The 12,992-nt window shown below is 40.8% G+C and carries 12 protein-coding genes; 2 read left to right on the plus strand and 10 right to left on the minus strand.

Annotation, left to right across the window (positions count from 1 at the left end; translation table 11 throughout):
* Nucleotides 1–59: 59 nt before the first annotated feature.
* The 6 genes from AAEU30_RS10715 to queA all read right to left on the minus strand — a co-directional run bounded on the left by AAEU30_RS10715 (nt 60) and on the right by queA (nt 6,675).
* Nucleotides 60–590, minus strand: coding sequence for a hypothetical protein (locus tag AAEU30_RS10715; RefSeq protein WP_421960498.1), 531 nt, complete (start codon nt 588–590; stop codon nt 60–62).
* Between the two features lie 220 nt (nt 591–810).
* A complete protein-coding gene (secF, locus tag AAEU30_RS10720; RefSeq protein ID WP_087533341.1) occupies nt 811–1,758 on the minus strand; it encodes a protein translocase subunit SecF in 948 nt (315 codons plus the stop codon).
* Nucleotides 1,759–1,767: 9 nt separating this feature from the next.
* Nucleotides 1,768–3,627: a protein translocase subunit SecD gene (gene secD / locus AAEU30_RS10725; RefSeq protein WP_421960499.1), complete on the minus strand. Its 1,860-nt coding sequence runs from the start codon at nt 3,625–3,627 to the stop codon at nt 1,768–1,770.
* A gap of 22 nt (nt 3,628–3,649) precedes the next feature.
* Entirely contained in the window at nt 3,650–3,988 is a 339-nt protein-coding gene (gene yajC / locus AAEU30_RS10730) for a preprotein translocase subunit YajC (RefSeq protein ID WP_421960500.1), read from the minus strand.
* 28 nt (nt 3,989–4,016) lie between these two features.
* Complete coding sequence (gene tgt, locus AAEU30_RS10735) at nt 4,017–5,144, minus strand: tRNA guanosine(34) transglycosylase Tgt (RefSeq protein WP_421960501.1); 1,128 nt, start codon at nt 5,142–5,144, stop codon at nt 4,017–4,019.
* Nucleotides 5,145–5,643: 499 nt separating this feature from the next.
* Complete coding sequence (gene queA / locus AAEU30_RS10740) at nt 5,644–6,675, minus strand: tRNA preQ1(34) S-adenosylmethionine ribosyltransferase-isomerase QueA (protein ID WP_421960502.1); 1,032 nt, start codon at nt 6,673–6,675, stop codon at nt 5,644–5,646.
* A gap of 162 nt (nt 6,676–6,837) precedes the next feature.
* Between queA and AAEU30_RS10745 the strand changes: the two genes are divergently transcribed.
* Nucleotides 6,838–9,354, plus strand: coding sequence for an EAL domain-containing protein (locus AAEU30_RS10745; protein WP_421960503.1), 2,517 nt, complete (start codon nt 6,838–6,840; stop codon nt 9,352–9,354).
* Nucleotides 9,355–9,566: 212 nt separating this feature from the next.
* Nucleotides 9,567–9,791 carry a hypothetical protein gene (locus AAEU30_RS10750; protein WP_421960504.1) on the plus strand — a complete coding sequence of 75 codons (225 nt, stop codon included), beginning with the start codon at nt 9,567–9,569 and terminating at the stop codon, nt 9,789–9,791.
* Between the two features lie 42 nt (nt 9,792–9,833).
* Here the strand turns inward: AAEU30_RS10750 and AAEU30_RS10755 are convergent, their stop codons facing one another.
* The 4 genes from AAEU30_RS10755 to AAEU30_RS10770 all read right to left on the minus strand — a co-directional run bounded on the left by AAEU30_RS10755 (nt 9,834) and on the right by AAEU30_RS10770 (nt 12,916).
* Nucleotides 9,834–10,745, minus strand: coding sequence for a Na/Pi cotransporter family protein (locus AAEU30_RS10755; protein WP_421960505.1), 912 nt, complete (start codon nt 10,743–10,745; stop codon nt 9,834–9,836).
* Between the two features lie 12 nt (nt 10,746–10,757).
* On the minus strand, nt 10,758–11,348 hold the full coding sequence (locus AAEU30_RS10760) for a hypothetical protein (RefSeq protein ID WP_421960506.1): 591 nt from the start codon (nt 11,346–11,348) through the stop codon (nt 10,758–10,760).
* Nucleotides 11,341–11,883, minus strand: coding sequence for an RNA polymerase sigma factor (locus tag AAEU30_RS10765; RefSeq protein ID WP_421960507.1), 543 nt, complete (start codon nt 11,881–11,883; stop codon nt 11,341–11,343). The genes AAEU30_RS10760 and AAEU30_RS10765 overlap by 8 nt, the downstream gene beginning before the upstream one ends.
* 112 nt (nt 11,884–11,995) lie before the next feature.
* Nucleotides 11,996–12,916 carry a hydrogen peroxide-inducible genes activator gene (locus AAEU30_RS10770; RefSeq protein ID WP_421960508.1) on the minus strand — a complete coding sequence of 307 codons (921 nt, stop codon included), beginning with the start codon at nt 12,914–12,916 and terminating at the stop codon, nt 11,996–11,998.
* Between the last annotated feature and the right edge of the window lie 76 nt (nt 12,917–12,992).

Raw genomic sequence — 12,992 nt, forward strand, 5'->3', positions numbered from 1 at the left:
AACCGACAATTATTATTAAGAGGCGGTTAAAGTAGCAACTAAGTATGACAGTTATATGTCTAATCCGCCAGCTCAGCTTCAACTTGCTCAAAGTGAGCTATGGCTTCAATCATATCAAGCTCAGCCGTTTTATATTCCACGCTGTTGTTAAGCCCTTTATGAGCAATAGCTTGCACCATAGCTCCATGAACAAGTAGCTCTTTAATGTGATAGCAAATGGGTTGTTCGAAGCTAGGTAACTTTTTACCACGTAGGTAGTCACTTGCAATTTTTTCAACTGGTAAACTCGTCATGTCCGCGGCAGCAGCATTTAGGCTAACTAAATAGTGCGTACATTGCGGAACCTCAACTGTGAGCTCTTTCAATAATGATTGCGACAGTGTCACTAGTTTCGCTGATTCTTTTTGTAATTTATTCGCATCATTCTTGATATTGATAATATCTAATACATGCACTGCTTGATTACGATACTGCTCAAGTAAGGTTAATTGCACTGGCTCATCGAGTTGTTCTGAGTGTGTAGATTCAGTATTGTCACCACATGCACTTAGCATGATTAAAAGACTGGTGAGAAGAAGTGACTTAAGCATAAAGTGGTAACTTGTATGAAAACAAAGAATAATGCTCATTATATGAAAAATCACGTTCTAGAAACAGCAATAATTAAATCGAGAGCACTTCAGCGCTAATGAGCTTTTACACATAACGCAAACCTTAAACAATCACGGCTACAGCCTGTTCCTGCAATAAAAAAACCGCTCAAGGAGCGGTTTTTAAACGTACATTTAGTTCTGCTATTTAGATTAATATCTAAGGCATTGGATCTAAATCGGCACCTTCTTTTTCAATTACTTCAGGGATTAAGTCTTCTTTACTCACGCCCATAGCAATGGCTACCGCACTGGCGACATATATTGATGAATACGTACCAATAAAAACACCAAACAATAATGCAGTGGCAAAACCATGAATTGTTTGTCCGCCCCATACAAATAGTGCAATCAATACCAAAATAGTGGTGATTGATGTAACTAATGTACGGTTAAGGGTTTGCGTTAGCGAGATGTCGATGATCTCAATCGTGTCGTCAATACGAACTTTACGAAAGTTCTCACGAATACGGTCAGATACAACAATGGTATCGTTAAGTGAGTAACCGATTACTGCTAGTATCGCGGCAAGAATGGTTAAATCGAACTCCAAACCAAGCACTGAGAACAAACCTAAAGTAATGATCACGTCATGCATTAGCGCTGAAACCGCACCTAAAGCAAAACGCCACTCAAAGCGAAATGCAACGTAAATTAAGATACAGATAAGTGCAGTTAACATGGCCAGGCCACCCTGCTCTTTTAAGTCTTCACCGACACTTGGGCCAACAAACTCAATACGGCGCATTACTACACTGTCGTCAGCTTGTTTTAATGCAGCAATAACTTGATTACCAATAACTTCTGCTTTTACGTCATCGCCACGCGGTGCTAGACGTACTAAGATTTCTTGGCTAGAACCAAACAACTGCACCGATGCATCTGCAAAGTTGTTTTCAGCAAGCACCGCACGTACTTTCTTTAAGTCCGCAGGTTGTGAAAAGCCAACTTCAACGGCTGTACCACCAGTAAAGTCCAAACCAAAGTTTAAGCCTTTTACAAAGATTGACGCTAGTGAAGCCAAAATAAGCAACGTTGAAATACCCATTGCAACTTTTCGTAACGACATGAACTTTAACGTTCGGCCGCCTAATTTTAAAATTTGCATCATCGCTCCTTAAATTGACAGCTTATCGACACGTTTACCGCCGATAAATAAGTTGATCACGGCACGTGTACCAACAATCGCTGTAAACATTGAAGTCAAAATACCAATCGCTAATGTTACGGCGAAGCCTGCAATTGGACCGGTACCTACAGCAAACAAAATAATCGCTGCAATTAAGGTCGTGATATTTGCATCAAAAATAGTACTAAATGCACTGTCGTAACCATGATGAACCGCTTGTTGTGGACTACGGCCATCAGCAAGTTCTTCACGAATACGTTCAAAAATAAGTACATTAGCATCAACGGCCATACCAACGGTTAATACAATACCGGCAATACCTGGTAGCGTTAGTGTAGCGCCTGGAATTAACGACATCACACCAATGATCAACACAAGGTTCGCTGCAAGAGCAATGTTTGCTACCATGCCAAAACCTTTGTAATAAACCAGCATAAATATTAGTACGAATAAGAAACCTAGAGCGACGGCGGTCATACCCGCTTCGATATTTTCTTGTCCTAAGCTTGGACCTACAGTACGTTCTTCAACAATTTGAATTGGCGCAACAAGGGCACCAGCACGAAGTAGTAAGCTTAAGTTATGCGCTTCAGCTGGGTTATCAATCCCAGTTATACGGAATGAACGGTCAAGGCGAGCCTGAATTGTCGCCACGTTAATCACTTCTTCAACTTTAATAGGTGGAAGAGCTTTACCGTTGGCATCTTTTTTACCTGATGGCTTGTATTCGATAAATACCGTTGCCATGCGTTTACCAATGGCACGCTTAGTGAACGCATTCATTTTAGCGCCACCTTTGCTATCAAGGCTAATACTCACTTGCGGACGCTGATATTCATCGGCACCTGATTGTGCACCTGTAATATGGCTACCTTCAAGAATAATGCGTTTTTTGAGCACTACAGGGTAACCGTCACGGCTCATGATCATTTCTGTACCAGCAGGAATACGCCCTTGCGCTGCCGCTGTTGGATCGGCATTTTCGTCTACTTCACGAAACTCAAGAGTTGCTGTTGCACCAAGTATTTCTTTCGCGCGAGCTGTATCTTGTACACCAGGTAATTGTACGATAATACGCTCAGCACCTTGGCGCTGTACATTTGGCTCTGCAACACCAATTTGATTGATACGGTTACGAATAATAGTTTCGTTTTGCTTGATAGCGTAATCGCGAATTTCTTTTAGCTTTAAATCGCTTAGATTGGCATAAAAGGCATTGTCGTTTGAGCTATCATCAATGAAGGTATGTAACGGATAACGAGACTGTAGAAAACGTTCAGCGGCATCTTTATCTTCTTCGCTGCGCATTTCAACTCGCATACGTTCGCTATTAGCGACACGGCGAATTGATCGATAACGAAGCTTTTCACCACGTAGGTCACTTTTATAGTCCTGCTCCATCTGTTCCAGCGCGTTATCAACGGCTGTAACCATGTCGATTTCCATCGTAAAGTGAACACCGCCACTTAAATCCAAGCCCAACTTCATTGGATTACCACCAAGGCTCTTCAGCCAATGAGGTTGCGCCGGGGCCATATTAATGGCTGAGATGTAATCTTCGCCCAGTGAGTTGCGCAGTAAATCTTGCGCTTTAAGTTGCTCTTCTACATTTTTGAAACGAACTAAAATTTGTCCATTTTCAAGTTTTGTAGATTTCACTGTTACGTTGTTATCTTTGAGGATGCCATTTACTGTATCTAATACACTGAGTTCAACATCAGCACCTTTTGCGCCAGAAACCTGTATGGCCGGATCGCGGCCATACAGGTTTGGTGAAGCATATAAAAGGCCGATAGCAATCACAGCGATAACAAGTAAATACTTCCATAATGGAAACTTGTTTAACACGTGCCTGTCCTTATTATTCTAATTATAGCGACTTCATTGTGCCTTTAGGCAGTACTGCAGAAATTGCAGATTTTTGTACCGTTACTTCAGTTTGATCGTTTAATGCAATAACGATGAAGTCTTTGTCTTCTGCGATTTTTACAATTTTGCCCACTAACCCACCTTGGCTCAGTACTTCATCACCTTTTGCCATCGAGCTCATTAAGCTTTTATGCTCTTTTACGCGCTTAGCTTGTGGGCGGTAGATCAAAAAGTAAAATACTAAACCAAAAATAGCTAACATAATTAGCATTTCGTAACCGCCGCCTGCAGGGGCTGCACCAGCCGCACTTGCGTGGGCGTTTGAAATAAATAAACTCATAACACTTCCTCTTTAATTTTTATAAAATTTAATCATTTATATCTGCCAGCTCAGGGACTTCTTGGCCACGGCGAGCATAAAAATCATTTACAAATTCATCTAATTTGCCTTCGCTTATTGCGTTGCGTAGGCCTTCCATCACACGCTGATAATAACGTAAGTTATGGATTGTGTTTAGTCGCGCACCTAAAATTTCATTACATTTATCAAGGTGATGTAAGTATGCACGAGAATAGTTTTTACATGTATGGCAATCACACTCAGGATCAAGTGGGCCGGTATCTGTTTTATGCACTGCGTTACGGATTTTAACAATGCCGCCAGTCACAAATAAGTGACCATTACGCGCGTTTCGTGTTGGCATAACACAGTCAAACATATCAATACCACGGCGTACAGCTTCAACTAAGTCTTCAGGTTTACCTACGCCCATTAAGTAACGCGGTTTGTTCTCTGGCATCTTATACGCACAGTGATCAAGAATATTGATCATTTCGTTTTTCGGCTCACCTACAGATAAACCACCTAACGCATAGCCATCAAAACCGATTTCTTCAAGGCCTTTTTGTGACTGCGCACGAAGCTCAGGATACATACCACCTTGAATAATACCAAATAAAGCTGATGGGTTATCACCGTGACCTTCTTTAGAACGCTTAGCCCAACGAAGTGATAGCTCCATTGAGTCTTTTGCTTCTTTTTCCGTGGCTGGGTATGGCGTACATTCGTCAAAAATCATCACGATGTCTGAGCCTAAGTCACGCTGCACTTGCATTGCTTTTTCAGGAGAAAGCATGATTTTCTCACCATTTACTGGTGAGCTAAACAATACACCTTCTTCAGAAATTTTACGCATTGCACCAAGACTAAACACTTGGAAGCCGCCTGAATCCGTTAAAATAGGACGATCCCAGTTCATAAAGTCGTGTAAGTCACCATGTTGTTTGATGATTTCAGTACCAGGGCGCAGCATTAGGTGAAAAGTATTGCCTAAGCAAATTTGTGCGCCAGTATCTTTAACTTCATCTGGGGTCATGCCTTTTACAGTACCGTAGGTACCCACAGGCATAAATGCAGGTGTTTCTACAACACCTCGGTCAAAAATCAAGCGGCCGCGGCGCGCTTTACCGTCAGTACGGTCTAATTCAAATTTCATATCGTCCTCAATGTCGGAAAAACAGTCCAACTACTGATGCCGGTGAATAACACCAACAAGCTATAATTTAACCGCTCGATTCTACCATTAGTTACTATGGCATTACTATTAATTGGGATAAAAGCCCAGATTAAAAGTAAAAAACCCCAGCATTTAGCTAGGGTCTGTTTACCTTTCAAGGTTAAATTTGCAGCAGTCTGTTTGGTATTCAGGCAAGGCAGCGCCTATGTGATGTGGTTATTCCCCATAAATAGGTGATAACGCAGCATCAATGCCAAACAGGCGCTGCCCCTCGGGTTCTGCCTAGGGGCGATTTACTCTTTGTTGCCTACATGGATGTAGGTAAGGGGCGTGAGCAGGACGCGGTAGCTTTGCTCGGTTTTGACTTAGCCCACTAGGTTACAAACCTCGCGCCGCGATTAAACCGCCCCTAGTTTGAACAAATTTTAATCCGCAAAGATAAACAGACCCTAGGGCCTTACATTCGCTTCAATTATATTTACTTACGGGTCAAAAACATTGCATCACCGTAACTAAAAAAGCGGTACTTTTGTTCTATCGCTGTTTGATACGCAGCCATGATGTTATCTTGGCCTGAAAAAGCACTCACCAACATAATAAGCGTTGATTCTGACAAGTGAAAGTTAGTGACCATGGCATCAACCACGTTGAATTGATAACCCGGATAAATAAAGATATCCGTATCACCAAAGTAACTAGCTAGTTCACCGCCGTGAATTTTTGCGGCAGACTCTAAAGAGCGAACCGACGTGGTACCTACTGCAATTACTCGCCCGCCATTTGCTTTTGTTTTAGCAACCAAAGCAACCACCTCATCAGGCACTTCAATGTATTCAGAGTGCATAATGTGGTCATCTACTGAGTCAACGCGTACAGGTTGAAAAGTCCCAGCTCCTACATGTAACGTAACAAAGGCCATGTTAACGCCTTTTTCTTTTAGCGCGGCCATTAAAGTATCGTCAAAATGGAGTCCTGCGGTGGGCGCAGCTACTGCACCTGGCTTTTCACCATACACTGTTTGGTAACGCTTACGGTCATCCTCTGTGTCTGGGCGGTCGATGTAAGGCGGTAGTGGCATGTGACCAATATCGTTTAAAATCTCTAATACATTTTGACTATCAGTGAACTCTAGTTCAAACAGCTCACCTTGGCGGCCAATCATGGTGGCTTTCGCTTTACCTTCAAGTGTCAGCGTGGTGCCCTCCTTGGGAGATTTACTAGCACGCACATGAGCAAGTACTCTGTGCTCATCAAGTACACGTTCAACTAACACTTCAACTTTACCGCCAGACTCTTTTTGCCCATACATACGCGCTGGAATTACTTTTGTATTGTTAAAGACCAGTAAATCATTTTCGTTCACTAACGCTAAAATATCGCTAAATACTTTGTGTTCAAGTGCACCTGATGGGCCATCTAAAGTAAGTAAACGACTACTTGTTCTATCCTGTTTCGGAAAACGAGCAATCAATTCATCAGGGAGGTCAAAGCTAAAGTCAGCAACGCGCATATTAAATATATCCAGATCAAAAAAGTCGCGCCAAGTTTAACTGTATCAAACTCATTGCTCAACTAAGTTTCATGGCACGCTAATGTTTTCTTGTGATTCGGGACAAATGGCATTATCCTAATCTATTGAATTAAGCATGGGTTAATAAGAGGTAATGACTTCATGGCTAAGCAGCTAAAGTTGCTGATTTTAAACGCCAGTATGACTGAGCGTCAGACTATTAGGTCAACTCTTACTAAACTTAATGTGTTCACCTTCATTGAAGTTAGCGATACACAGCAAGCGTTAGAGATTTTAAAACACCAAGCGGTCGATGTAGTTATCACAGGCCTTGATGTGGGTAAAATTGATGGCTGGCGCTTTTCGCGAATGATACGTTCTGGGCTGTTAAAAACTAAAAAAAATACGCCTATTTTGCTTACCCCCCCGATTTACTGTGAACGCATAGCCGAAACAACCGCCCGCAGTTACGGTATTGATGCCGTACTGCCGTTTGAACGCCAAGACATGCTGCCACAAGTTTTAGCCAACGTACTCTCTACGCACCTAGAAAAAAGTAGTCGTTTAAACCTGCTGTTAGTAGAAGTGGACGATGACAAAGCGGCTGAAATTGAGCAAACCTTGGCACTGAATTTTGCTTGCAATCGGGCAACCACAAACAAGCAGGCATTAGCCACGTATTTGCAACAAGACTTTTCAATTGTATTACTGGATGCAACTGCAGATCTTGCCGGGCCTGCCAATGAGCTGGTCAAAGAGATACTACAGCATAATTCTAAGCAAGCCATTGTAACCATTATTGAAACTAATGATGCAGATTATACTGAGCAGTTACTGCTTTCAGGCGTAACAGACTTTATTCGTGCACCTTATGAGCAGTCTTTTTTGAGTAAAGTATGCGACCATGCCGCACGCCGTGAAGATTTTATGGTGAGCTATGCAGAGTTCGCGCAAAAGGTTGAACAATTAAGTCAAAGCCAAAGTCGATATAAAGAACTGTTTTCTGCGCACCAGCGTATTTTATTACACTTAAATACCGTCGTGCTTGAGTTTGATCAGCAAGGGCTGATCCGCTTTATTAATCCGGCTTGGGAATCTCTCAGTGGCTTTGGTATAAAACATACTTTAACTAAATCTCTCACTGATTTTTGTGTTGATGAATGCAAAGTAAAACTGTTAAGTACAATCAGCACGATATTAAAAGACGGGATAGAGCAACAAAAAGTTGAAATTCAGATCATCCACAAAGATGGCCGTGCTATATGGGTGGAGTGTCGTTTACAACTAATAAAAAATAGCAGTAGCGCTGCAACTATCACTGCAACCATTGATAATATTCATGAACGTAAACAAGCCGAACTACAATTACGACATCTCGCTTTGCATGACACTTTAACTGGTTTACATAATCGATATTACTTTGATCAGCAGCTAAATCGTATTTGCCAAACAAGCAATACCTATGCTGATGTAGAACATGCACTGATTTACATTGATTTAGACCACTTTAAGATTATCAACGACAGTAAAGGCCATCAACAAGGCGACATTGTTTTAAAAGAAGTCGCTCAGTTGTTTACAGCTAATATTAGTGATGAACACCTTGTTTGCAGAATTGGTGGTGATGAGTTTGCGGTTATCTTAAAAAACATAAACTTGTTAGACGCTCATTTGGTAGCTGAAAGCATCTGCATGGCAATTGAAGGCCATCAATTCAAATCGGAAGAACAAGTTTATTCAATTAGCTGCTCTATTGGTTTAACACAAATAACAGCAGCCAATCACGACCCGAGTGAGTGTTTAAAGCAAGCTGATATCGCCTTATATATTGCCAAAAATTTAGGCCGTAATTTGGTTCATTGCTATTCTAAAGACGATGCCAGTCATAATACACTACAAGCTGGCCTTGAGTGGGGTCACAGCATCCGCCAAGCCCTTCAGCAGGATCAAGTTGAACTGCATTATCAACCAATCTGGGACTTCAAAAAAGGTGAAGTCGCCTACTTTGAAACACTTCTGAGATTAAAGCTTGATGGTGAATTGATTTATCCAAACCAATTTATACCTTCTCTTGAATTACTCAATGACACCTACTTAATGGATCAGTGTGTAATTCGTAATGCTGTTGCAGCTATCGCCGCTAATCCAGAGCTCAATCAAATTGCGATTAACTTATCTGCTCAATCATTTTTAGATGAGCGGTTACTACCCCATATTGAATCAACCCTTGAGAAGTTCAATTTACCGGCAACTCGGGTGATTTTTGAAATAACTGAATCTGCCAGTATAAACAATTTAGCTGCAACAAGAGCCATGATTGAAAAACTAAACCGTCTTGGCTGTCACTTTTCAATTGACGATTTTGGTACCGGCTTTAGTACCTTTAATTACCTAAAACAACTCCCTGCACAACATGTAAAAATTGATGGCTCGTTTGTTAGGGATATGCTTAATGATCCTATCGATTTGGCCTTAGTAAAAGCAATTAATGATATTAGCCGCTCTTTAGATAAGCGCTCTGTAGCGGAATATGTTGAAAACGAAGAGATATTTTTAGCACTAAAAGAAATTGGTGTTGATTACGGACAAGGCTACTTTATTTCACGCCCAGTACCGGTAGAAAAAATAAAAAATGAGCTTGAAAAAATATCTCAAAACAAAACTTTTTACGAACAATAACCTAGCTCAAAAAACACACTTTCTTGCATAATTCTGCGCATTTTTTACTTCCATATAGCTGTAACTCATCTATACTTTGTACACGATGTTGTTAAATGTCTTGTTTTTACTATGATAAACAAAAATTTACATGACATCACTAATTAGCTAGAACATACTACTGAGCAATTAACATTTTGTTAGTGGTATTGTCGAATTTAAGGAGTTAAATTATGACGCAATTGATCGTACTACTGCTATTGGTAAATTTAGGGATAACTTATCAGTGCTACCGCTATGCTTGTTTAAAAGGCTACCCTGTTACTACATTTACTTGCCTAGGCTTAGTGCCCTACTTTAATCTAGTAGTATGGGTGTATTTATTGTTTTTACCTGATATTACCCCGTTTAATAAGCAGTTTGAGTATGAAGGGCACAATGAAAAGCAGCCTTTATGACAGGCTGCTTTGTTGGTCAGGGATCGTTCTTAATAAGTTATATTAGAACTGATAGCTAATGGCTTTAAGGGCTAAGTCATTAGCTTTAATATCACCCATTACACATTTTTTTATATCCGCCTTATTAAATACTTTGATCATACTTTTTCTATTATCAGCCAAACCATTGAGCACAAAACTTACATGCTCATCATTAGGTAAGTTACGCAACCCACTGCCATAGTCACACAAAGTTAAACTGATGCTGTTATTAACCTGGGTGAGCAATTTTTGTTGCTCTGCGGCTTGCTGTTTGGCACGTTCAGCTTGTTTTTCAGTTATATCTTGACGCAATTTCTGTTGCTGTTTAGTGAGCTTTACTTGTTGTTTTTCAAGTGCTGCAATTTCTTTTTCAAGGCTTTTTTTGCGTTGCGCTAACTCTTTTGCTTCTGCGCTATTATCATGGCGGCTAGCAAACTCAAGATCACGCTTTTCACGCTCTAAATCGCGTAGTTCACGACTTATATCACGCTCTTGCTCTGCAGCTTCTCTTACTTGCTCAGCCCCTTCTCTCATAACTTCCATCGCTTGTTGATAAGCTTTACGGGATGACTTAACAGCATGTTCGCTTATTGCTTCAGCATGGTCGCTAATAAACTCAATATTCACTTCAGAGAAATCAATCTCAGGCAGAGGAGGTAATGGCGCATTAGGTACGCTACTAAAAAAACTTTGCCAACGGTTCGCACTTCTAATGTCTAATTCAAAAACAACACCTTGCTTAACAAGATAATGAGCTTTTATAGTACGCACAGCTTTATCGGTATCTTGTTTTAACGCTGCGCTAAGAATGTTCTCCATAATGCCAACTTCTCGCTGTATGGCAGCTAGATCATCCGGACTTTGTGCAAATAACTTGCTACTCGTACAACCTAGCATGGCGATAATAACGCCGCTAATCAGTTTTTTATTCATATTCATTTACTCCTAATTTTTTGCGATAGCTGCCAATGGCTGCTCTTGAACTTGTTCGGCTAAATCATTTAGCTGCATGCGAAGATAAGCTTGATCTTGAGCACGCTGCGTTTTGAAATAAGTCAGTAAATTATTAAGATCTTCCTGGCGCTCAACTCGTCCGGTAGCTATTGCCTCTTTTGCTAGTTGATACATATGTTGCTGTTGTAACTCATTTTGTGCAGTTATAATTTTCTGTAACTGGTCTATTTGCTTTTGCTGTGATTCTAATAACTGTGTTTGTTTCGCGACTTGATCCAGTAATTCTGGCGCCTGCTGTTTTGGCATCACTAAAAAAATTAACGAACAAACCATAACTGATGCCGCAACAGCCCATACCCCAGCCATGCTAAATACACTTACAGAAGCGACCTGAGGCATTGTTGACTGGCGATCCCACTGTGGCACTGGCACTGTTTTATATTCATTACTATGCTGCTGCCAGACTTGTGCCTGGCTCATCAGCGCACTATATTCAGGATCATTTTCAAGCTGTTGCAATTGCGCAGCACTCAAAATATTGCCTTCTAACCATTGCTCAAAAAGCGACTCTAAATTAGCCATCAACGGCCTCCAAATGAACTTTTAATTTACCTAATGCACTATATAAACGAGACTTGGCGGTATTTATGGAAATATCGAGTTGCTCAGCTATCTCTTCAAAGGTGCAATGCTGGAAAAACTTTAACTCGACCACCAAACGCTGCTCCCATGGTAAGTTATTTAGCATCGTTTTTAATTGTTGATGCTCAACTTGCACTAACTGATTATTCTCCAGTTCACTATGCACACACACCTGCTCAGGCACTTCATCAAGGCTTTGGAACTGCTTGCGACGGCGGTAATACTCAACACTACGACGGTGCACTATTTGGAATACCCAGGTGTTAAAACTTGATTCACCTCGAAATTTTGGCAAGCTCTTGTACACAGAAATAAACACTTCCTGCATTAAGTCCATGGCATCATCCGGGTTACTGAGCATCCGCAAGCAATGGTTATAAACTTGGCTCTCGTGCTGTTTAACCAGCTTAAGCCAGGCGCGTTTATTACCTTGCTGTGCCTTTGCGATTAATGTTTCTAGTGATTGAAAAAACACAATTCTCAATTTTTAATTAACTTACTTATTAGGTTAGTCGAGGGGAGAAAATAAATAGTTTGAAATGAGATCAAAAAAGCTCAAATAAATTGAGCTTTTTCAGTATTTGTGGCTAAGAGGCATTATCCATTTGGCATTGCTTATTTAAAAACTCCTCGAGCGCTTGGCTAAATAAACGAAAATCCCGAATTCGACCGGTCGTTTTACGCCACAATATTCCTATATCACGGTATGCGTCACCCTTTGATGGTGTTGCCAGCATATTTTTATTGGCAAGAATCCCTGCATTGATTGCCATTTGTGGTAGGAATGTTACGCCGAGCTGATGTTCAACCATGCTTAGTAGCGTATGCAGGCTTGCCGCTTCAAATGGATTAATACAACTTGAGCGATTTAGATGACACGCGCTAAGCGCATGGCCTGTCATACAATGCTCACGTTCTAATAAGAAAACGCTGGCATCGGGTAATAAATTAAAGTCTTCAATACCAACCGCTGGAGTGTAATCTGAATGATGCACTAAACTAAAGTGATCTTGAGCCAATACTTGAGTATGAAACTTATCAGTATCGTATGGCAAGGCAAGTAGTGCTAAATCTATATGGCCATGCTCTAACTTATCTAGTAACTGATCACTGGTATCTTCGACCAGTATCAGTTCTAATTCGATAAAGTTTTGCTGACAGAAATGATATAACGGCGCAGCAATAAAGCTTGCTATGGTGGGTATTACCCCTAACGTTAATTTACCACTTAATGGGTTTAAATGACTTTTAGTCAGCTCTTTAACGCTTAATGTATCGTCAATGATTTTACGGGCACGTTCAACAACTTCTTCGCCAATAGCGGTAAACATTAGACTACGATTTTCACGTTCGATTAACTGGCAACCTAAGGTTTCTTCTAATGTTTGAATTGCACTACTGAGTGTTGACTGGCCAATAAAGCAGGCACTGGCAGCACGGCCAAAGTGTTGATGCTGATGCACAGCCAATAAATATTGCAGCTGTTTAATACTTGGTAGATTAGTCATTACTTTTGTTACCTACAAATAAAAAGACCCCAATACCTAGGGCATTGAGATCTTTTCAAGCTAAAAGTCTGTGCTA

Source organism: Pseudoalteromonas mucoides (assembly GCF_049257175.1).
Classification (GTDB): domain Bacteria; phylum Pseudomonadota; class Gammaproteobacteria; order Enterobacterales; family Alteromonadaceae; genus Pseudoalteromonas.